20 protein-coding genes, 1 tRNA gene and 1 pseudogene are annotated in these 20,386 nt (G+C 68.2%); 15 read left to right on the forward strand and 7 right to left on the reverse strand.

What is annotated here, in order from left to right; genetic code table 11:
* Positions 1-3 precede the first annotated feature (3 nt).
* The 12 genes from FCL41_RS07315 (at position 4) to FCL41_RS07370 (ending at position 9,152) form a co-directional block, all read left to right on the forward strand.
* Positions 4-885: a segregation and condensation protein A gene (locus tag FCL41_RS07315; protein WP_239021831.1), complete on the forward strand. Its 882-nt coding sequence runs from the start codon at positions 4-6 to the stop codon at positions 883-885.
* Positions 866-1,564, forward strand: coding sequence for an SMC-Scp complex subunit ScpB (gene scpB / locus FCL41_RS07320; protein ID WP_137065427.1), 699 nt, complete (start codon positions 866-868; stop codon positions 1,562-1,564). The genes FCL41_RS07315 and scpB overlap by 20 nt, the downstream gene beginning before the upstream one ends.
* Complete coding sequence (locus tag FCL41_RS07325) at positions 1,564-2,343, forward strand: pseudouridine synthase (protein ID WP_137065428.1); 780 nt, start codon at positions 1,564-1,566, stop codon at positions 2,341-2,343. Before scpB ends, FCL41_RS07325 begins: the two co-directional genes overlap by 1 nt.
* Positions 2,340-3,446 carry a prephenate dehydrogenase gene (locus FCL41_RS07330; RefSeq protein WP_137065429.1) on the forward strand — a complete coding sequence of 369 codons (1,107 nt, stop codon included), beginning with the start codon at positions 2,340-2,342 and terminating at the stop codon, positions 3,444-3,446. Before FCL41_RS07325 ends, FCL41_RS07330 begins: the two co-directional genes overlap by 4 nt.
* A gap of 11 nt (positions 3,447-3,457) precedes the next feature.
* The gene (gene cmk, locus FCL41_RS07335) at positions 3,458-4,147 is read left to right on the forward strand and encodes a (d)CMP kinase (RefSeq protein WP_137065430.1); all 690 of its coding nucleotides are present in this window, start codon (positions 3,458-3,460) and stop codon (positions 4,145-4,147) included.
* A complete protein-coding gene (locus FCL41_RS07340; protein WP_137065431.1) occupies positions 4,144-4,887 on the forward strand; it encodes a lysophospholipid acyltransferase family protein in 744 nt (247 codons plus the stop codon). The genes cmk and FCL41_RS07340 overlap by 4 nt, the downstream gene beginning before the upstream one ends.
* A complete protein-coding gene (der, locus tag FCL41_RS07345) occupies positions 4,884-6,242 on the forward strand; it encodes a ribosome biogenesis GTPase Der (protein ID WP_137065432.1) in 1,359 nt (452 codons plus the stop codon). Before FCL41_RS07340 ends, der begins: the two co-directional genes overlap by 4 nt.
* Positions 6,243-6,374: 132 nt before the next feature.
* Positions 6,375-6,662 (forward strand): hypothetical protein, encoded by a 288-nt coding sequence (locus FCL41_RS07350; RefSeq protein WP_137065433.1) that lies wholly within the window; start codon positions 6,375-6,377, stop codon positions 6,660-6,662.
* A 106-nt stretch (positions 6,663-6,768) separates the two neighbouring features.
* Positions 6,769-6,842, forward strand: a tRNA-Pro gene (locus tag FCL41_RS07355).
* A gap of 227 nt (positions 6,843-7,069) precedes the next feature.
* Complete coding sequence (locus tag FCL41_RS07360) at positions 7,070-7,303, forward strand: helix-turn-helix transcriptional regulator (RefSeq protein ID WP_239021832.1); 234 nt, start codon at positions 7,070-7,072, stop codon at positions 7,301-7,303.
* A gap of 3 nt (positions 7,304-7,306) precedes the next feature.
* Entirely contained in the window at positions 7,307-8,704 is a 1,398-nt protein-coding gene (locus tag FCL41_RS07365; protein ID WP_137065434.1) for an RHS repeat-associated core domain-containing protein, read from the forward strand.
* Complete coding sequence (locus FCL41_RS07370) at positions 8,697-9,152, forward strand: hypothetical protein (protein ID WP_137065435.1); 456 nt, start codon at positions 8,697-8,699, stop codon at positions 9,150-9,152. The genes FCL41_RS07365 and FCL41_RS07370 overlap by 8 nt, the downstream gene beginning before the upstream one ends.
* Before the next feature lie 213 nt (positions 9,153-9,365).
* Here the strand turns inward: FCL41_RS07370 and FCL41_RS07375 are convergent.
* Positions 9,366-10,474: pseudogene (locus FCL41_RS07375) on the reverse strand (IS3 family transposase).
* Between the two features lie 168 nt (positions 10,475-10,642).
* Here FCL41_RS07375 and FCL41_RS07380 point away from each other — a divergent pair.
* A complete protein-coding gene (locus FCL41_RS07380; RefSeq protein ID WP_137065436.1) occupies positions 10,643-10,861 on the forward strand; it encodes a hypothetical protein in 219 nt (72 codons plus the stop codon).
* Between the two features lie 300 nt (positions 10,862-11,161).
* Here the strand turns inward: FCL41_RS07380 and FCL41_RS07385 are convergent, their stop codons facing one another.
* The 4 genes from FCL41_RS07385 to FCL41_RS07400 all read right to left on the reverse strand — a co-directional run bounded on the left by FCL41_RS07385 (position 11,162) and on the right by FCL41_RS07400 (position 15,201).
* Positions 11,162-12,397, reverse strand: coding sequence for a tyrosine-type recombinase/integrase (locus FCL41_RS07385; protein ID WP_137065437.1), 1,236 nt, complete (start codon positions 12,395-12,397; stop codon positions 11,162-11,164).
* 10 nt (positions 12,398-12,407) lie between these two features.
* Positions 12,408-12,692 carry a helix-turn-helix transcriptional regulator gene (locus FCL41_RS07390; protein ID WP_137065438.1) on the reverse strand — a complete coding sequence of 95 codons (285 nt, stop codon included), beginning with the start codon at positions 12,690-12,692 and terminating at the stop codon, positions 12,408-12,410.
* A gap of 1,070 nt (positions 12,693-13,762) precedes the next feature.
* Positions 13,763-14,068, reverse strand: a complete 306-nt coding sequence (locus FCL41_RS07395) for a hypothetical protein (protein WP_137065439.1) — start codon at positions 14,066-14,068, stop codon at positions 13,763-13,765.
* A 725-nt stretch (positions 14,069-14,793) separates the two neighbouring features.
* On the reverse strand, positions 14,794-15,201 hold the full coding sequence (locus tag FCL41_RS07400) for a hypothetical protein (protein ID WP_137065440.1): 408 nt from the start codon (positions 15,199-15,201) through the stop codon (positions 14,794-14,796).
* A 520-nt stretch (positions 15,202-15,721) separates the two neighbouring features.
* Here FCL41_RS07400 and FCL41_RS07405 point away from each other — a divergent pair.
* Positions 15,722-18,169 carry a phosphoketolase family protein gene (locus tag FCL41_RS07405; RefSeq protein WP_137065441.1) on the forward strand — a complete coding sequence of 816 codons (2,448 nt, stop codon included), beginning with the start codon at positions 15,722-15,724 and terminating at the stop codon, positions 18,167-18,169.
* A gap of 4 nt (positions 18,170-18,173) precedes the next feature.
* Entirely contained in the window at positions 18,174-19,283 is a 1,110-nt protein-coding gene (locus FCL41_RS07410) for an acetate/propionate family kinase (protein ID WP_137065442.1), read from the forward strand.
* Here FCL41_RS07410 and FCL41_RS07415 read toward each other — a convergent pair.
* Both FCL41_RS07415 and FCL41_RS07420 read right to left on the reverse strand, forming a co-directional pair.
* The gene (locus tag FCL41_RS07415) at positions 19,241-19,714 is read right to left on the reverse strand and encodes a MarR family winged helix-turn-helix transcriptional regulator (RefSeq protein ID WP_137065443.1); all 474 of its coding nucleotides are present in this window, start codon (positions 19,712-19,714) and stop codon (positions 19,241-19,243) included. The two genes, FCL41_RS07410 and FCL41_RS07415, sit on opposite strands and share 43 nt — an antisense overlap.
* A 103-nt stretch (positions 19,715-19,817) precedes the next feature.
* The gene (locus tag FCL41_RS07420) at positions 19,818-20,234 is read right to left on the reverse strand and encodes an SRPBCC family protein (RefSeq protein ID WP_137065444.1); all 417 of its coding nucleotides are present in this window, start codon (positions 20,232-20,234) and stop codon (positions 19,818-19,820) included.
* Positions 20,235-20,386: the final 152 nt, after the last annotated feature.

A 20,386-nucleotide genomic window follows, 5' to 3' on the forward strand; every position in this document is an offset into this window, starting at 1 on the left:
CCCGTGGCGCCGGTCGTCGGCGAGGTGGACGTGGAGCCGAGCCCGGCGGAGACGCAGGGCTTCGCCGTGCGCCTCGACAACTTCGAGGGCCCGTTCGACCTGCTTCTCCAGCTGATCGCCAAGCACAAGATGGACGTGACCGAGGTTGCGCTGTCGAAGGTCACGGACGAGTTCATCGCCCACGTGAAGGCCGCCGGTCCGGTGTGGGACCTCGAGGAGACGACCTCGTTCCTCCTGGTCGCCTCCACGCTCCTGGACCTCAAGGCCGCTCGGCTGCTGCCGCAGGGTGACGTCGAGGACGAGGAGGACCTGGCGCTCCTGGAGGCGCGCGACCTGCTCTTCGCCCGCCTGCTCCAGTACAAGGCGTTCAAGCAGGTCGCTGCCGTGCTGGAGAAGCGCCTGGCGGGCGAGTCGCTGCGCCATCCCCGTTCGGTGACCATGGAGGAGCGGTTCGCCTCGCTCCTGCCCGAGGTCCTGATCGGTGTCGGACTCGAGCAGTTCGCCCAGCTGGCCGCCAAGGCGATGACCCCGAGGCCGGTGCAGGAGGTGTCGCTCCAGCACATCCACTCGGCGAAGGTCAGCGTGCGGGAGCAGGCCCAGATCGTGGTCGACCGGCTGCGTCGCCAGGGCACGCTCACGTTCCGCGCACTCTGCGGCGACTCACCCGACAAGCTGACCACCGTCGCCCGCTTCCTCGCCCTCCTGGAACTCTTCCGGGAGTCGTTGATCTCGTTCGAGCAGGTGACCCCGCTGGGGGAGCTGACGGTGCGGTGGACGGGCAGTGACGACGCCGACGTGGAGATCACCGACGAGTTCGACGGCTCTGCGCCGGACGACGACGTACCACCTGAGCAGGAGGAGCAGCATGAGCCAGGAGATGGCTGAGTCGTCCGCTGACGTCGCGGGGGAGTCCGGGGCCGACGACGCCCAGGCGTCGTTCCCGTTGCGTCCCGCGCTGGAGGCGGTACTGATGGTCGCCGACGAGCCCCAGGACGCGTCAGCCCTGGCCTCCGCGGTCGGCCACCCGGTGGCCGAGGTCGAGGCAGCGTTGGCCGACCTGTCGCAGGAGTACACCGCGCAGGAGCGGGGCTTCGACCTCCGCAACGTCGGAGGCGGGTGGCGCTTCTACACCCGGGAGGCCTACGCCGGGGCGGTCGAGGCCTTCGTGCTCGACGGGCAGCAGGCCAGGTTGACCCAGGCGGCGCTCGAGACGCTGGCGGTGGTCGCCTACAAGCAACCGGTCTCCCGCGCCCGCGTCTCGGCGATCCGCGGCGTGAACGTCGACGGCGTCATGCGTACGCTCGTCTCGCGCGGCCTCGTCGCGGCGTCGGGCACCGACGACACCTCGGGCGCCCACCTCTACCGGACCACCAGCTACTTCCTCGAGCGGATCGGCGTGACCAGCCTCGACGACCTGCCGGAGCTGGCGCCCTACCTCCCGGACATGGAGGACCTCGAGGACGAGCTCAGTGCCCTGGTCGGTCCCGGTGTGGAGCAGGGTGGCGCCGCCGCGGAGAATGGAACCCCCATCCCGGACCACCACGACAGCGAGTCGACGCACTGATGAACACTCCCGAGGAACGCCGCCACATCGGCACCGACGAGGACGGCATGATCCGTCTGCAGAAGCTGTTGGCGCAGTCGGGCGTGGCCTCGCGACGCAAGTGCGAGGAGCTGATGCTCGAGGGGCACGTCGAGGTCGACGGCGAGATCGTCACCCGGCTCGGCACGAAGGTCGACCCGGCCACCGCGGTGATCCGCGTCGACGGCCAGCGCCTGCCTCCGATCACCGCCCACGTCTACCTGGTGCTCAACAAGCCGCGTGGCGTGGTCTCGACGATGTCGGACCCCGAGGGGCGGCGCTGCCTCGGTGACCTCGTCGCCGACCGTCCCGAGCGGCTCTTCCACGTCGGGCGCCTCGACACCGACACCTCCGGGCTCATCCTGCTGACGAACGACGGCGACTTCGCCCACCGGATGGCGCACCCCTCGTTCGAGGTCGAGAAGACCTACGTCGCCGAGGTCGAGGGTGCGGTCTACCCCTCCACCCTCAAGGCGCTGAAGGCCGGCATCGTGCTCGACGACGGTCCCGTCGCGGTCACCCGGATCAAGGTGGTGGAGGCCGGGCGCGGCAACGCGCAGGGCCGCACCATCGTCCAGCTGGTGATCCACGAGGGCCGCAACCGCATCGTCCGTCGGATGCTTGACCACGTCGGCCACCCGGTGCTGCGCCTCACCCGCACCAAGTTCGGACCGGTCGACCTGGGGCGTCTGCCGTCGGGGCAGATGCGCGAACTGACCACGAAGGAGCTGGGCGTGCTTCTGGACAGCGTGAAGCTGTGAGCGACGCGAGCCCTGAGACCCCCGAGACACCGACGCCGCGCCTCGTCGGTCCCGTCGAGGTCATCGGCACGGGCCTGCTCGGCACGTCCGTCGGACTGGCGTGCCGCCGCGCGGGCCTCGAGGTGCTGCTGAGCGACGTGCTGCCCGAGCACGTGCGTACGGCCTCGGGCCTGGGCGCCGGGCGCGCCCGCCAGGCGGGGGACCAGCCGCAGGTCGTGGTCGTGGCCGTACCGCCCGACCACCTGGGCCAGGTCATCAGCGACGTCCTCACGGCCACGGCGGGCACGGACACCGTCGTCACTGACGTCGGCTCGGTGAAGTCCGGGCCCCTCGCCGCGGTCTCCTCGCACCCCGAGGTCGCCCGCTACGTCGGTGGCCACCCCATGGCCGGCAGCGAGCGGTCGGGACCGCTGGCGGGCCACGAGGCGCTCTTCGAAGGTCGCCCCTGGGCGATCACCCCCCACCTCGACGCCGACGTGGAGGCGGTGGAGACGGTGGAGGAGCTGGTGAAGGCCACCGGTGCCGTGCCGGTCTGGCTCACGCCGCACGAGCACGACCGCGCGGTGGCGCGCACGTCCCACGTCCCGCACCTGATGGCCGCGCTCACGGCAGGTCGTCTGGCGACCGCGCCTCCCAACCACCTCGCCCTCTCGGGCCAGGGTGTCCGTGACGTCACCCGGGTGGCCGAGGGCGAGCCGACGCTCTACGGGCAGATCGTCTCCGCCAACTCCGAAGCCGTCCTCGACCTGCTGGGCGAGGTGCGTCACCAGCTCGACCAGGTGATCAGCGCCATCCGGACCGGTGACCGGGCCACCCTGGAGGGCGTCCTCGCCCTGGGGGCCGCCGGCACGCGGGCGATCCCCGGCAAGCACGGCCGCCCGGCACGCCCCATGCGTTCGGTGTGGGTGTCGGTGCCCGACACGGCCGGCCAGCTGGCCAAGCTGCTCGCCCACGCCGTGGAGAGCGAGGTCAACGTCGAGGACATCCGCATCGACCATGACCCGGCCCGCCCCGTCGGACTGGTGGAGCTGGTCGTGGACGAGGCGCACGCCGAGCACCTCCTCGACTCTCTCGAATCCCGCGGGTGGACCACCCACCGGTAGGCTCAGCGCCCGTGACCACCGCGCAGACCTCGCCCCGCCCAGGAATCGTCATCGCCCTCGACGGACCGTCGGGCTCCGGCAAGTCCAGCACCTCCCGCGGCGTGGCCACGCGACTCGGGCTGCGCTACCTCGACACCGGTGCCATGTTCCGCGCGATGACCTGGGCGATGCTCCAGGCGGGCGTCGACGTGCACGACGCGGCCGCGGTGGCCGCGTACGCCGCCACCCCGCAGATCGTGTCGGGCACCGATCCGCTGGCCCCGACGATCCACGTCGACGGGGTCGACGTCGGCGAGGCCATCCGCGGTGAGGCCGTGACCGGTGCGGTCAGTCCGGTCAGCACGGTGCCCGAGGTGCGGGCGCGGCTCCTGGAGCTGCAGCGCGAGATCATCGGCGACGGCGACATCGTCGTCGAGGGCCGCGACATCGGCTCCGTGGTCGCCCCCGACGCGCAGGTCAAGCTCTACCTCACCGCCGACGCCGGAGCTCGCGCTGCCCGCCGGGCCCTGGAGGAGGGCGGCTCGGACGTCGCCGCGACCGAGGCGTCGCTCCTGGCCCGCGACGCGATCGACTCCTCGCGCACCACGGCTCCGCTCACCATGCCGGAGGGCGCGACCCACATCGACACGACCCCGTACACGCTCGACCAGGTCATCGACCAGGTCATCGCGCTCGTGCAGGCGGTCCGGGACTCCGAGTGACCCCGGGCCAGCTGCCACGCAGCAGCGCGGGGCCGCTGGAGGCCACCTGGCTCGCCCGTCAGGCGCCCCGTGCGGCTGCTGCCGCCCGTCGCTGGTGGGACGTGCGCGTCGCCGGGCTGGAGGGCGTGCCCGAGACCGGTCCGGTCATCCTTGCCGCCAACCACATCGGCGTGCTCGACGGTCCCTTGCTGGTGGCGTTCGGGCCGCGTCCTGTCCACGCCCTGACCAAGGTCGAGATGTTCCAGGGCCGGGCAGGACGTCTCCTCACCCGGGCGGCCCAGATCCCGCTCGACCGCCACGCGGTCGACATGGGCGCGGTGCGCAGGAGCCTGCAGGTGCTGCGCGGCGGGGGAGTGCTCGGCGTCTTCCCCGAGGGGCACCGCGGCCCCGGCACGTACGACGTCGTCCGTGGCGGCGCTGCCTACCTCGCGATGGTGACCGGAGCGGCTGTCGTCCCGGTCACGTTCTTCGGCACTCGTGAGCCGGGCGGGGCCAAGAACTCGATCCCGAGGCGCGGTGCTCGCATCGACATCGTCTACGGTGAGGCGTGGCGCACGCCTCAGCAGGAATGGCCCCGGACCCGGGAACAAGTGCGCACCACCACGACGTTGCTCAGGAAGCACCTGCTCGGTGAGCTTGAGCGTGCCCGTGCCCTGACCGGGCGGGAACTGCCGGGACCTCTCCCGACACCCCAGTCCGACAACATGCCCCGAGCGGGTTCGAAGCGAGGAACACCATGACCGACTTCCCTGACGACGTCAACGCTGACGACGTCACCGGCCCGACGCCGATCCTGGCCGTGGTCGGCCGGCCCAACGTGGGCAAGTCGACCCTCGTCAACCGCATCATCGGCCGTCGCGAGGCCGTCGTCGAGGACCGCCCCGGCGTGACCCGCGACCGCGTCTCGTACGACGCCAACTGGAACGGCCGCGCGTTCACCGTCGTCGACACCGGCGGCTGGGACCCTGACGCCGAGGGCCTCGCTGCGATGATCTCCGGGCAGGCCGAGATCGCCGTCAGCCTGGCCGACGCCGTCCTCTTCGTGGTCGACGCCACCGTCGGCATCACCGACGCGGACGCCGAGGTCGTCAAGGTGCTCCGCAAGTCGGGCAAGCCGGTCGTCCTGGCCGCCAACAAGGTCGACGACCTGAAGACCGAGACCGAGGCGTACGGCCTGTGGAACCTCGGCCTGGGGGAGCCCTTCCCGATCTCGGCGCTGCACGGCCGTGGCTCGGGCGATCTGCTCGACGCCTGTCTCGAGGCCCTGCCCGAGCTGCCCGAGGAGCGCTTCGACGAGATCGGTGGCCCGCGTCGCATCGCCATCGTCGGCAAGCCCAACGTCGGCAAGTCCTCCCTGCTCAACCGGCTCGCCGGTGAGGAGCGGGTCGTCGTCGACAACGCTGCCGGCACGACCGTCGACCCCGTCGACGAGCTGATCGAGCTGGGCGGCAAGACCTGGCGCTTCATCGACACCGCCGGCATCCGCAAGCGCGTCAAGACGGCGTCCGGCCACGAGTACTACGCCTCGCTGCGCACCTCGACCGCGATCGACCGCGCCGAGGTCGCCGTGCTGGTGCTCGACGGTGGTCAGTCGATCTCCGAGCAGGACATGCGCATCATCCAGACCATCCGTGACGCCGGCCGCGCCATGGTCATCGCCTTCAACAAGTGGGACCTCGTCGACGAGGAGCGCCGCTACTACCTGGAGCGCGAGATCGAGCGCGACCTGGTGCAGGTGCGCTGGGCGCCGCGGATCAACATCACCGCGCGCACCGGCTGGCACGTGGACCGCATCGTCCCCGCGCTGGAGAAGGCGCTGGAGGGCTGGGAGACCCGCATCGGCACGGGTGCCCTCAACACCTTCCTGGGCCGCCTCGTGGCTGAGCACCCGCACCCCGTACGCGGCGGCAAGCAGGCCAAGATCCTCTTCGGCACGCAGGCGTCCACGGCGCCGCCCACCTTCATCCTCTTCACCTCCGGCAAGCTGGACGCGTCGTACGAGCGCTTCATCGAGCGTCGTCTGCGCGAGGAGTTCGGCTTCGTCGGGACCCCGATCGTGCTGCAGCAGCGGGTGCGCGAGAAGCGCAAGCGCTGACTGACATCAACCGAATGGCCGCCGAGGGGCGCAGGACACTGTCCTGCGCCCCTCGGCGCAACTGTGTGTCAACCTGACGAACTGGGCCCCGGTGCTCATGACGGTGACCGTCAGGGCGCGGAGAGTGGGGCCATGTTCACGGACGTGAGACCGCTCTTCATGGCGCTGCAACTGACTTCCCTCTCCCTGGGCTGCGCCGGCGTCCTGCTCGGCTGGAGCTTGGCTGCGGCGGACGGGGGGATGGACACCGTGGGGGCAGTGATCCTCGGTCTCTACGGCGCTGGCTGGAGTGCCCTGGGAATGCTGTGGACCGTCTCTGCTGCCTCGGCTCGCGGTCGTGGCGGGACCGGGTGGGGCACGGCGTGGGTCGGATTCGTCTGGCAGGGGGCAGCAGTGCTGTTCCTGCTCTGGGTGGAATGAGGCTGAAGGTGGACCCGCCGAGACGCATCGCCCGTGGATCGACCCCGAAATGTGCATCAGGATCCCTCTGGGGTAAGTTATTCCCCGTTGCCCGCAAGGGGAACTTCGGGCTGTAGCGCAGCTTGGTAGCGCACCTGACTGGGGGTCAGGGGGTCGCAGGTTCAAATCCTGTCAGCCCGACCGAACAAATCCGGCTCTGACCAGTAAACATGCTGGTCAGAGGCGGGTTTTCGGTCTCGGAGAGTCGCGGGTTTCCGTTCAGGAAAGACTCGAAGATTTGAACCGCCCTCCAGAAACTCTCCATAAACTCCTGCCGCGAGCCCGTCGAACGGGCGCATGGGGTGCCGAGTTCGGACCTCTCACGGACCTCCCCGGTCGTCTCGGACGTCCCTGCGCACCTGTGGGGTATGACCACCGACATCCCTCCCGGACGCGGCCTGGAGCCGCTGATGAACATCGAAGAGCTCGCCGAATACCTCGGCGTTCCCGTCACCACGATCTACGACTGGCGAGTCGCGGGCAGAGGTCCCTGCGCCATCCGCGTGGGCCGTTCGCTGAAGTTCGCCGCCTGCGACGTACGCGACTGGCTGGCGCACCATCGCGAGGAGTCTCCGGGCCACCGACCAGCGGATCGGTCGTGACCCGTGGCTAGGCCGCGTACGCCGATCGGCACCTTCGGGGAGATCGACTTCCGCACCAATGCCAACGGCAGCGTGCGGGCTCGGACCCCCGGAACCACGTCCTACTCCTGGACCCCTGACGGACAACTCAGTACCGGCGGCCGCACCTACAACGCGCTAGGCCAACTGAAAACCGCCACAGGCCCCGCAGGCGCAGCCAGTTACACCTACACCGCCACCGGGCAACGCGCCACCATCACCACCGCCGCTGGCACAACCAACTGGTCGTGGGACATCAACAACGCCCTGCCAATCCTGGCCACATCCACCGCCGCAGGTGACACCACAGCCCACCGCTACCGCCCCACGGGCGAACCCCTCGCCAGCACCACCATCGACGCCCCCGGAGGCGACACCCAAACCTTTTACCTCACCGACGCCACCGGATCAGTCAACGAAACCTATGACCAGACCGGCACCGCCCAACGCGCCATCGAGCACGACCCCTGGGGCGTCCCACTGACCGACACACCCATCGCACCCGGCGCGCCCCCCACCGCCTTCGGGTACACCGGCGCCATCACCGAACCAGGCACCGGCGAGCTCCACCTGCGGGCCCGCGACTACAACCCCAACTGGGGCCGGTTCACCGCCCCCGACCCCCTCACCCCACCGCCGACACTGGCCAGCATCACCACCTACCAGTACGCCTTCAACAACCCCGGCTCCTACACAGACCCCACCGGCGAATGGCCGAAATGGCTCGACGAAGGAATCGAATGGGGAGCTGACAAGGTCAACGACCTCGTCAGCAACCCCCAACAAGCCAAGACGGACTTCTCAGCCGGCGTCGTGGGAGGAGCGGCCGGACTCGGAGACCTCGCAGCCAACTGCCACGCAGCCTTCAGGAACAACTGCGAGGACTACCTAGCCGGCGGCGGAGTCACCTACGGCAAGAACGCAGCCGACTGGATCAACGAGACCACCGGCGCCGACTCCACCAGCCTCGCGTACCTTTGCGGCGAAATCTTCGGAATCCCCGGCGCCGGGGCAGCCGGGGGGGCCGGAAAACTCAGCAAGCTTGCTAGGCTCAAGACGCCCGCGGCGACCGCCGCAAACAGCGCACGGTCAGTGGTCCAAGGCTCAAGGGTCGTATCGGGCCGGTTCCCCCGCTACGCCGCACCGGACGACATCCTGGTCCGACGCGGCAGTGACGGTGGGGTCACGCACTACCAAACATATGGTCCCGATGGGCTGCCGATGAAACGAGTCGACGTGACGGGACGTGCTCACGGGGGTGTCGAGACGCCCCACGTCGTGGAGTTCGAAAGGCACGTCAATCCGGCGACCGGCGAGGTGTTCGTGCGCCCCGGATCAACGGTCCGGCCAGCCACACCAGAGGAGCTGATGGGTCTTGAATGAATTCGATTCGGAATCTCTTCCCGCATTCCACGCGTGGCGCTCCGGCTTCGAGCCTCCACCTGATGCCTACGCCTACATGGCCGAACATCTGGGCGTGGCGAGCGCCTTCTTCTTCGCCAGGTTGCTCGCTCCGGATCTCGTTCTCGAGCGGGGATGCGTGCTCCTGAAGGACCGCTACAGCCCAGAGAACTTCGAGCAGTGGTGGTCGAGCGAGGCGGGCAGTTCCGTGTCCATCGAGCGCGCGGTGAACCATCTCCACCTTTGGGACCTGTTCGAACCAGAAGGTGAAGTTGAAGAGCGTGCCCTTGAGATCTTGGCTGCGCGTATCGCTCGAAGCTGGGAGCTTCACGCTGCGCAATCGTTCCCGGACCGCGACTTCCAAGTAGACGTCACCGACGACTACGGACCCACGATCGTCATGAGCAGTAGGCCCCGGAGTTCACCGTGATCAACCGGTTGGCCGGCATCTTCGCAGGCGCTCTTTCTTGCGGTCCTGGGTGCGCCCGGCCGGGTCCGCCCGAGGGGCTGACAATGTGTGGCAGCTTTGTCGCGGTATTCATTGCGCTGTTCCCACCAACCCCGGCGACGGCAATTGAACCGCCCCGGGAAGTCCGGAGGCCCTGGGGTGCCCCGGGAACAGTGGAGACCGGAGGATGGATTCTCAGGCCACGGTTGATGGTGCCTGTGCTTCGAACTGTACTGGTGAGAGCATTCCGAGTGCGGAGTGTCGTCGCTGTCGGTTGTGCCAGATTTCTAGGTAGTCGAAGATCGCGTTGGCCAGCTCGATCCTGGTCCGCCAGCGCTGGCGATCGAGGAGCTCGACCTGCATGCGGGACCAGAATGACTCCATCATGGAGTTGTCGTAGCAGTCGCCGATCGAGCCCATCGAGGCCACCAGCCCGGACTCCTTGGCGCGGCGGGTGAATGCCCAGGAGGCGAATTGAACTCCCTGGTCGGAGTGGATCACAGTGCCGGTGGGCTGTGAGGGGTCGAGACGGCTGTCGATGGCCATCCCGAGGGCGTTGGTGACCAGCGCGGCGGTGGGTGAGGAGTCGATGGACCAGCCGACGACGCGTCGGGAGTAGGTGTCGAGCACGACGGCCCAGTAGACCTTGCCCTCGCGGGTGTGGTGCTCGGTGATGTCGGTGACCCACAGCTGGATGGGCCCGGGGCGGTCGAACTGGCGATTCACCAGGTCGCTGGCGATCGTGTCGGGCTTGGTCCGGCGCCACTTGGGTCGGCCGCCGACGCCGCGGATGCCCGCACGTCGCATGACGAGCTCGATCTGGCCGTGGCTGACGGCGATGTGGTGGCCGAGCACCAGCTCGGCATGGATGCGCCGCGATCCGTAGATCCCGCGTGAGGCGAGATGAACCTCCCGGATGACGTCTGTGAGCCAGGCGTGTCTGATCGCCCGCTGCGAGGGTGGGCGAGCTCGCCAGGCGTAGTAGCCCGAGACTGACACGTCCAGGACTCGGCAGGCGACCTCGACCGGCAGCCCCTCGTCAGCCATCACTGCGATGGCTTCGAACCGCCTTTTGGGGGCACCACCTCTCGGACCAGCTCCATCGCGCGTCGCGTGGCCTTCAGCTCGGTCTCGAGATCCGTGATGCGTTTGCGGGCGGCGATGAGCTCGGCCTTCTCAGCACTTGTCAGACCGGGGACCAGGCCCCGGTCGATCCGGTCTTGACGCCGCCAGCTGTAGATCGACTGGTCGCTGATCTGTAGATCACGGGCGACCTCGGCCACGCTGCGCCCTGCCTCCAGCAGATCGAGAACCTATCTCCTGAACTCCGGCGGGTACCCGCGTCGTCCCATGCCACCCCTCCTGAAGGGTTCGTGTGGCACGAGAATCCACTAATCCAACTCCGCAGGACCCGGGACACACCATACCTGGCCATCGTTCCCATCCTGACTGATCAAGCGGAACCAAACCCAGTGCGATTCAACGTACTGGCTCACCGGTTCGGCAAGGCAACGCTGCTCGACGAGGCGGGACTCATCGACCCAGGGTTCGACACCCGGGTCCTCGGACAGATGGTGTCCACGCTCGGCCGGTTCCGCGACGATGAGATTCCAGTCGATGCCGAGGAGGCTGATGAACTGCGGCGCTTCTTCGCCGCGTGGGCCACCGAACTCGTTCTGGACCAACCTTGATCGCCGCCGGCCGCGCTGACGACGGGCCGGGACTGGAAGGTCTCCATAAACTCTCCACAAACCATCGGCAAAACACCCTGAATGATCCGATATGCTGGGGTCCAGCACGTCGCTCAAACCCTTGAAATCACGAGGGAATCCGTCAATTTTCCGGAATCTGGGGCCTTCACAAAGTAGGCCCGATCCCTCCAGGGGGTCGCAGGTTCAAATCCTGTCAGCCCGACCGAAAACCGCCTCTGGCCAGCGGAAACGCTGGTCAGAGGCGGTTCGTCATTTGACACTAAAGGGCCTCTTCCCCACTTAGTCCCCTTTTATTCGGTCGTCGGCGCCCTCTTGAGGGGGGCTTTCGTCGTCCGTCCCAGGTGCTCCGGGAGCCTTGCCGAGGCGCTCCAGGAGGGCCGAGGCGTCCGCTGCCAGGGTCGGCTTGGAGATGTAGAACCGGCGCGTGATCTCGGATGAGGTGTGCCCCAGTTGCTGGGCGGCGACCTCGGGGTTCAGCTCCTGGGCGATCAGGGTTGCCACCGTCTTGCGGAACGTGTGGGGAGTGACCCAGTCCAGACCGAAGTCGGAACGGATGGCACGCCAGCGCCGCTGGACCTTGGAGACCTGTTGCCACGTGTCGTTGCGGGTCGGGAACACGGCGTCGATCGCCGACGGTGCCGCTTGGGTGCGGCGTCGACGTAGCGCCTGGGCTGCGAACTCGGGCAATGCCACGGTGCGGACGCTGGCGTCGGTCTTCGGGGTGGCCTTACGGTAGGTCCCCTTGGCCTTCTCGTTCTTGATGGTGCCGTTGAGGACCACCACCGGGGGTGAGGAATCCAGGTCGAGGTCGCTCCAGCGCAGGGCCAGCACCTCTCCGATGCGCGCGCCGGATCCCAGCATGACGTCGATGATGGTGGCCATGTCGCTCGTGGCCCGAGGGCCAGGACGATGCTCCTCCTCCCATGCCCTGAGCGCACGGCGCACCATCTCCAGGTCCTCCACCGTCAGGGTGCGCACCTCCTGGCGTTCGCGATGGACCTTGGACGTCTGGTGGACGGGGTTGACCACGAGCGCGTCGTGGCGCACCGCCAGGCCGAACATCGCTCCCAGGACAACCTTGGTCTTGCGTTGGCGGTTCACGCTGACCTGCCGCAAGCGCAGGATGAAGGAATCCAGACGGCCAGTGGTGACCTCGCTGAGCTTCAGTCCTCCGATCTCGGGGATGACGATGTTGTCGAGGACTCGCTGGTACTCGTTAATCGTCGTGTTCTCGAGGCGGCCTTCGTCGCGCAGATGCTGGATCCACGTCTGCGCCAGCTTGGAGACGGTCGTACTGGAGGTGATCGCACTCTCGCGAGGGGTGGACCGGTCGGCCAGCTTGACGCGCAGAGCTCTGTCCGCCGCTGCGCGGGTGGTTCCTGTGGCCGTGACCTCCCGCACCACGCCGTCGAGGTCACGGATGCGTGTACGTGCACGCCATGCGGTCTTGCGGGGCTGGGTGAAGGTGAAGTCGCCCCACGTGCCCACCGGCAGGCTCGGCCGGCCGACTGACATGGCTTCCTCCTCAGCGAGGGTGACTGCGGCGGGAGAGTGAGGTCCCGTCCCGGGGCGCGGGAACCGTAGGGCTTCCCTCGTCGTCGGTGAAGCTCTCGGCGTGGTCTTCGATCCAGGCGTCGAGGTCGGCGAGACGGTACCTCAGGTTCCCTGCCATCTTGACCGCCCGCGGTCCGTAGCCGACCCGTTGGGTCCGCCACGTGTACAGGGTGGCCTTGGGGATGGACAGGTAGGTCGCTGCTTGGTCGATCGTCAGGATCGTGCACACCGGCGAGGTGTCAGGTGTCGTACTCATGGTGCTCTCCTTCGTGGTCGTGGGGACAGGTTTGTCCCTGCGCTACTCAGGTGCACGTCGGTCGCCGAACCTGTGGATGAGGCCTCCGCCGGCGGGCCGGAGGCTTTGGCATGGCCGTGCGCTTGGCTCCCGGGTGGCCCGCGTGGTGGGTAGGTCTAGCGGGTGCCGAGGGACGTTTCTGGAGGAAGTGTCAGGCGTCGGGCTCGATAACGACCTGGACGTCCGGGCAGACGTCGACACCAGTCTGTGTCTCGTCGTGTGGCGCCGAGGTCCCGGAGGCTAGAACGATCAGTCGCTCAACCGTGCTTCGTGGCGTGTAGGGGCGGCGGTATCCGTTGCGCATGGCGGTCCTCAGAACGTCGGCGGTTGCTGGGCAGGCCGAATCGTGGGTCGTGCGGTCGGTTGGTCAGGACCACGGGTTCGGACCGTGGCGATCTCCGCCCTGATGGAGTCCCATGCGTTGGGGTGCAGGCCGTTTTGTACGAGTGTGGTCGCCGAAGGCGGTATCCCCAGCAAAGGCCGCTGTTGCGACCTGGCCGAACGCCGAGGCCCGCCGCTGCGAATGGCACCTCACCCGGAACCTCCTCAAGAACCTCCCGAGCAGGGCCCGCGAGAGCCCGGATGACCCGCTCAGGGCGCTGCTGAGCCGTGCCAAGGGGAGCGTGGAGGGCTGGAAGGCGTACCTCGACGGCACAACGTCCGCGCCGCGGCAGAACGCGGGTGGGCGGCAGCGCTGAAGGCTGCGAGCCTGAACGACCACTTCAAGCGCCACCAGACGACCACCCGGCCGCCGGTGGCGCCGCACTCCACCGGGTCGCTCGAGGAGCACTTCCGTCGCCTGAAGTCGGCGATCGGGGACCGCTGAGCGCGGAGACGAACAGGCGCCGCGCTGATGCCTTCCTGCTGCTCCTGCCGATGCCGAAACGACTGGGCGAACGAGCTTCGCTGGGCCGAGGTCATCCGCGCCTACCTGGACGAGCGTCGTGGCTTCGCACCGCATCAGCGTCGTCACCCCGACCGGGGCGGCAGCCCGCGTCTCCGGTTAGCTGCGCGCCCGCGCTCGGGAGTTCCTACTCCAGGTTGAGCACGGAGAACAGCACCAGGATCGCAGCCAGCGCCAGGGGCAGTACAGCGAGCGCTCCGAGCGCCAGGCCTGCCCCGAACCGCCGCAGCGCGGGTCGGGCAACCGCCAGGGCGCCAGCGGCGAGCGCGATGAGCGTCAACGCGGGCACAACGGTCGTTTCCCAGGAGTACAGGTCGACCGTGGTCGCCTGCAAGAAGAACAGGGCCCATATCAAGGCTCCCGCGGCAAGGCCCCACAGCACGCCAGCCCGGAGGGTACGCGGCTCGGTCTCGTTCTTCAGCTGATCGCTCATGGGCTGCATGGTGCACGACCAACGCCCTCGAGCATTCAGGTTTCGCCGACTGCGTGACACCGCTGTTGTCCACGATCTTGAGCCTGACGTGTCGCCGCTAGACGACATACGTACCGCGTTCGACCGGGGAAACCGTTCTTCGTCGATCCCAGAGGTATCTGGTCACCGCTCTGACCAAGCGGAAGAATGCGGCGGCAAGATCCCGGCAGGTTTTACCCCAGGACGACGCCTGTCGTGGCAAGCACCAGTTGAGCTTTGTACCGCCAGTCTCCGGCGTAACCGTCGCTGCAGGTGTCGCCGCATTGGAAGACGGCGAGAAAGACGGCAATGACCAGCAGGTACGCGAGCCCTGCGGTTGCCCCGAGTGACACGGCTGCGCGGGCCAGTCGTCGTCCGTTGCGGTGTCGACGTTCCATGGCTGCCTGGTTCATGCTGTGAAGGATTGGCAGGCGTCTGGGGGCGACGCAGAGGAACGGTCCTTGTCCGGCGAGCCGGTCGGCGGCTAGGCCGAGCGATTCCTGCCTGTCAGCCCGACCGAGAAACCGCAGGTCAGAGGTCGCTTTCACTGGGAAGTGAAGGCGGCCTCTTCCTCATTTTCGGCGTGTTCGACTACACCTGCTGACAACGCCCGCACTCTCCTCGGTGGCAAAGCCGTACGTAGTTCAGGGACTCTCACAGGAGGCAAAGGACATGGCGGCACGCAGGACCAAGCGCGTGGATGCGCGCTAGTCGACACGTTGCGCCTGACACATGTCCCTGTCATCGATGGCGTCTCCACAGAGGATGGTCTGCCAGCGGTACTCCAACGTGTACTTCCGGCCGCCAGCCTCGTAGTCGACATGGGTGACCTCCACTCGGGTCCCTGCACGCCCCACCTTGATCTCGGTCAGCATCTCGACCCAGCCGTTGTCGGGGGCCGGGTGGTCCGAGCACGGGACGTCGATCGTCACGGGGAGATCGCGCGAGGCGTGGCCGCCGTTCGTGCCGACATCCGTCCTTCCGTCGAAGTCCGGGTACACGCCGTAGGCGTCACCGAACTGGCCTCCCCACCCGGAGGGGCGCTGGTCCAGCGGCGGAGTGAAGGTGAACAGTGCACGGATCTGGAGCGGTGGGGGCGACGCCTCGTGGCGCACCGCAGTGATGGTGGCGTCCTCGACGCCGTCGACACAGGGGTGAGCCCATCCCGAGGTCGCCCACCAGGGCGTGTGGCCAGGTGCTGTGGTCGACTTCCCGCCCCCGCCCACCAACATGGAGAGTGGTCAATCGCCCTCCTCGTGCACGGCCCGTGGAGCCCGGGAGTCACCTGTGTGCAGAGCGATGGCCCCCGCTGCAGCCGTCATGAGGACGAGGGAGGTGGCTGCTCCCCAGCGGACCAGCCGCCTCCGAGGGTGCGACATGCGGCTTCCCCGATCGCAGGTAGTGGTGCCTGGCGCTGTTGCCTCGGCTCTGGAGCGTCCAAGATGCCACGAGCTCGACGCCGACGTACGCCGATCGGAACCTTCGGTGGATCACCTCCCTCCCTGCGTCCGGCGAAAGAGCTCATGGCCGGGAGCCGGTCTAGACGAGGTCAGGCCCTGGCGGTTCTTGCCCGACCCGTCAGTTCAGGCTCGCAACGGGGTCGACGCGGGCATCGGACGCCGGTAGCGTCCAGCCATGGGTGGACGCAACGTCACGACCAGCACTGTGGGTGGAAAGCCTCTGGGCAGGACGGAGCTGCGCCGCATCGACGCGTGGTGGCGCGCGGCGAACTACCTGTCGGTGGGTCAGATCTACCTGATGGGCAACCCGCTGCTGCGCGAGCCCCTGCGGCCCGAGCACGTCAAGCCGCGCCTGTTGGGTCACTGGGGGACCACCCCCGGCCTCAACTTCGTCTACGCCCACCTCAACCGCGCCATCGTGGCGCGCGACCTCGACATGATCTACGTGATGGGTCCGGGCCACGGCGGGCCAGGCCCGGTGGCCTCGGGGTGGTTGGAAGGGACCTACAGCGAGGTCTACCCGGACGTCAGCCAGGACCTGGCCGGGATGCGTCGCCTCTTCCGACAGTTCTCCTTCCCCGGAGGGATCCCCAGCCATGTGGCTCCCGAGACTCCCGGCTCCATCCATGAGGGAGGAGAGCTGGGCTACTCGCTCTCGCACGCCTACGGGGCATCGTTCGACAACCCCGACCTCGTGGTCGCTGCCGTCGTGGGGGACGGGGAGGCCGAGACCGGACCCCTGGCCGCGAGCTGGCACTCCAACAAGTTCGTCGATCCTCGTCGCGACGGTGCCGTCCTCCCGATCCTCCACCTGAACGGCTACAAGATCGCCAACCCCACCGTGCTGGCGCGCATCTCGCCGGACGAGCTCGACGCGCTGATGCGGGGGTACGGACACGCGCCGTACGTCGTGGAGGGGTCCGACCCGGACGAGATGCACCAAGCCTTCGCCGCCACCTTGGACCACTGCCTGGACGAGATCGGCGACATCCAGCACGAGGCCCGCACCGCGCGTCGTCAGCCCGTCGCCAGACGCCCGTGGCCGATGATCGTGCTGCGTTCCCCGAAGGGATGGACCGGTCCGGAGGAGATCGACGGCCACCGCGTCGAAGGCTCCTGGCGGTCGCACCAGGTGCCGTTCGCCAACGCCCGGGAGGACGACGCGCACCGCGCCGTCCTCGAGGAGTGGATGCGCAGCTACAAGCCCGAGGAGCTGTTCACCGACGACGGGGCACCGGTCCCCGACATCGCCGCGCTGCACCCGGTGGGCGAACGACGGATGAGCGCCAACCCCCACGCGAACGGAGGCCGGCTGCTGCACGGTCTGGACATGCCCAACTTCCGTGACCATGCGGTGGAGGTGGAGTCGCCCGGGACCGGAGCGGTGGAGGCCACCCGGGTGCTGGGCGGGTTCCTGCGAGACGTGATGGCGGCCAACATGGACCGCTTCCGACTCTTCTCACCCGACGAGAACAACTCCAACCGGCTCCAGGACGTCCTCGACGTCACCGAGCGCACCTGGAACGCCGAGACCCTGCCGGACGACGACCACCTGGCCGTCGACGGGCGGGTGATGGAGATCCTCTCCGAGCACACCTGCGAGGGCTGGTTGGAGGGCTACCTGCTGACTGGCCGGCACGGGCTCTTCTCCTGCTACGAGGCCTTCATCCACGTCGTCGACTCGATGTTCAACCAGCACGCGAAGTGGCTGAAGGCCACGAACGAGATCGGGTGGAGGCGGCCGATCGCGTCGCTGAACTACCTGCTCACCTCGCACGTGTGGCGCCAGGACCACAACGGTTTCTCGCACCAGGACCCGGGCTTCGTCGACCACGTCGTCAACAAGACGGCTGACGTCATCCGCATCTACCTCCCGCCGGACGCCAACACGCTGCTCTCGGTGGCCGACCACTGCCTGCGCAGCCGCCAGTACGTGAACGTGGTGGTGGCTGGCAAGCAGCCCGCGTTGCAGTACCTCACGATGGACGAGGCGGTCGTCCACTGCGCCAAGGGCATCGGAATCTGGGAGTGGGCCAGTACCCACCCGGACCGGGAGCCCGACGTGGTGATCGGCTGTGCGGGAGACGTCCCGACGATGGAGGCCCTGGCAGCGGTGGACCTGCTGCGCGAGTTCTTCCCCGACCTCGCCATCCGCTTCGTCAACGTGGTCGACCTGATGCGGCTCCAGGACGAGAGGGAGCACCCCCACGGCCTTTCCCACGCCGATTTCGACGCGCTCTTCACCCGCGACAAGCCGGTCGTCTTCGCCTACCACGGCTACCCGGTGCTCATCCATCGGCTGACCTACCGGCGGCACAACCACGCCAACATCCACGTCCGCGGCTACAAGGAGGAGGGCACCACCACCACGCCGTTCGACATGACGGTGCTCAACCAGCTGGACCGCTTCGACCTGGCGATGGACGTGATCGAACGTGTTCCCCATCTGGAGACGGTCGGTGGGGCCGTCAGGGGACTGTTGCAGGACAAGCTCGTCGAGCACCGAATGTACGTCCGTGCCCACGGGGAGGACATGCCGGAGGTCAGGGACTGGCAGTGGCAACGGGGTGGGGGACCGGAAGTGGTGACGGCGGACCCTGAGCAGAACGCGCCGGAGGGCTGAGGGCATGCGGGTCCTGGTCGTCAACGCAGGCTCGAGCACGTTGAAGCTCTCCCTGCGAGAGGGTGACACCGAGGTCGCCGACACCACCATCGAGCGGTGGGAGGGGGACGGTCACGACGACCCGATTCGTGACTTCGTGGAGCAGCATCCGGCGCCCGAGGTCACGGGCCACCGAGTCGTGCACGGCGGCCCGCGCTTCACCGAGCCGGTGCTGGTCGACGACGAGGTGCTCGACTACCTCGACTCGATCACCAACCTGGCGCCCTTGCACAACCCTCGGGCCACCGCCGCGATCCGCGAGGTCGCGAAGCTGCTGCCGGGCACCCCTGCGGTCGCCTGCTTCGACACCGCCTTCCACGCGACCCTGCCCCCGTCCGCGAGCACGTACGCGCTGCCCAAGGAGTGGAACGAACGCTGGCAGCTCCGGCGCTACGGGTTCCACGGCCTCAGCCACGCGTACGCCGTCCGCCGAGCAGCACAGATGCTCGGGCGAGACCTTCGCGAGATGCGTGTCGTCTCCTGCCACCTCGGCGCCGGTGCCTCCTTGGCCGCGGTCCGCGGGGGACGATCGGTGGACACCACCATGGGCTTCACCCCGCTGGCGGGTCTGGTGATGGTCACGCGTTCCGGGTCCGTGGATCCGGGAATGGTGCTGTGGCTCATCCAGAACGGCGGGCTGGCGCCCGAGCACCTGCGCGACGTCCTGGAGCACCACTCCGGGATGCGCGGACTCTCCGGGACCAGCGGTGACCTCCGAGACGTTCTCGCGGCCCGCGGCGAGGGCGACCCGGACGCAGCGCTGGCGTACGACGTCTTCGTCCACCATGTCCGCCGCGAGGTCGGCGCGATGGCAGCCAGCACCCAGGGGCTCGACCTCCTGGTGGTGACTGGGGGGATCGGGGAGCACTCCAGCCAGCTGCGGCGTGACATGGCCAGCGGGCTGGGCTACTTGGGGATCTCCATCGACGAGGCGGCCAACGAGGCCGCTCGGGGCGACACCGACATCAGTGCCCCCGGCGCAGTGGTGCGCACCGTGGTGGTGGAGGCGTCCGAGGGAACCGAGATCGCGCGTCAGGCGGTCCAGGTGTTCGAGAAGCGGCGCTCGAGCGCGTGATGAAGACGCTCGTCGGTGACCAACTTCGCCAGGACGCGCGTCGCCTGGGCGATCTCACCGGCATCGACGTCGGCGCTGAGTGACTGGACGTACGCTGCCTCGACCCGGCGGACCTCGGCTGCGAGGAGTCTTCCAGCAGGTGTGAGCGAGAGGAGCGTCTCGCGGCGGTCCTCCGGATTCACCTCACGCCGGACGATCCCGCCGGACACGAGCGCAGCGACCAGTCGACTCGGGCTACCGGACTCACACACCAGTACCTCGCCGACCTCCTTCACCGACATCGGCCCGAAGGTCTCGATGACGCGCAGCACCTCTGCCTGCGACGCTGTCAGCTCGAGCTCGTTCAGCATGCTGTTCAGCTGGCGCGAGCCCTGACGCTCGAGTGCGAGGACCACGTAGCGCAGGAGCTCCAGCTCAGATCCGGCAGGCATGTTCGCATGATAGGACACGTATTCCGACGCTCCCTGTCGGTCGCAGGATGACAAGATGGCGCTCCGGGAGCACCGGGTGGCCTGCGGTGCCCGTGGCCCTCGCTCACTGGGTCGCGGGATCGCGAAGGCGGTCGCGCAGGCGCCCCAGGCGCAGCGCCGGCACCCGGGGGGCTTCCCCCGCGAGATGTCTCGCCAGTCGCCCACGCTGGAGGATGCGGTGCTCGACCAGTGTTCCGCCGTCGACCGACGACAGGCTCCACGCCCCGTCCTCACTCAGGCCGGGAACCGTGATGTGCATGCGGACGAGCTCCGGGGACACGATCACGTACTCCAAAGTGCCTCGCAGGACTCGGAGCATCGTGACGTCGAACGAGTCGCCTGCGTCGGCGATGACGCCAGGGCTGCCCGAGGTCCGGGTGAGCGCGGGATTCCAGGCGGCCAAGTCGCCCGGGCTCGCCAACAGCTGGACCACGCGGGCAGCTGGCGCCGGGATGAGGAGAGTGCTGACGTGGCTCGTCATCTGGCGGCCCCGCGCTCATGGCAATGACCTCGCTGGCGGGATATGTATGTCATGCCATTGAGTGTATGCGCTTGTTTCGAAGTGGCAACCCCAGCAGCCAGTCCGCCGGTACACCAGCCTCGTTTCAGGGTGGTTTCGTCTCAGAAATGAAT

This window comes from Nocardioides jishulii (assembly GCF_006007965.1).
Taxonomy (GTDB): domain Bacteria; phylum Actinomycetota; class Actinomycetes; order Propionibacteriales; family Nocardioidaceae; genus Nocardioides; species Nocardioides jishulii.

Bases quoted from the DNA above. Each gene is read 5' to 3' on its own strand.
- scpB (WP_137065427.1), top strand. From the start codon at position 866: ATGAGCCAGGAGATGGCTGAGTCGTCCGCTGACGTCGCGGGGGAGTCC.
- FCL41_RS07325 (WP_137065428.1), top strand. From the start codon at position 1,564: ATGAACACTCCCGAGGAACGCCGCCACATCGGCACCGACGAGGACGGC.
- der (WP_137065432.1), top strand. From the start codon at position 4,884: ATGACCGACTTCCCTGACGACGTCAACGCTGACGACGTCACCGGCCCG.
- FCL41_RS07350 (WP_137065433.1), top strand. From the start codon at position 6,375: ATGTTCACGGACGTGAGACCGCTCTTCATGGCGCTGCAACTGACTTCC.
- FCL41_RS07360 (WP_239021832.1), top strand. From the start codon at position 7,070: ATGACCACCGACATCCCTCCCGGACGCGGCCTGGAGCCGCTGATGAAC.
- FCL41_RS07385 (WP_137065437.1), bottom strand. From the start codon at position 12,397: ATGTCAGTCGGCCGGCCGAGCCTGCCGGTGGGCACGTGGGGCGACTTC.
- FCL41_RS07390 (WP_137065438.1), bottom strand. From the start codon at position 12,692: ATGAGTACGACACCTGACACCTCGCCGGTGTGCACGATCCTGACGATC.
- FCL41_RS07395 (WP_137065439.1), bottom strand. From the start codon at position 14,068: ATGAGCGATCAGCTGAAGAACGAGACCGAGCCGCGTACCCTCCGGGCT.
- FCL41_RS07405 (WP_137065441.1), top strand. From the start codon at position 15,722: ATGGGTGGACGCAACGTCACGACCAGCACTGTGGGTGGAAAGCCTCTG.
- FCL41_RS07410 (WP_137065442.1), top strand. From the start codon at position 18,174: ATGCGGGTCCTGGTCGTCAACGCAGGCTCGAGCACGTTGAAGCTCTCC.
- FCL41_RS07415 (WP_137065443.1), bottom strand. From the start codon at position 19,714: ATGCCTGCCGGATCTGAGCTGGAGCTCCTGCGCTACGTGGTCCTCGCA.
- FCL41_RS07420 (WP_137065444.1), bottom strand. From the start codon at position 20,234: ATGACGAGCCACGTCAGCACTCTCCTCATCCCGGCGCCAGCTGCCCGC.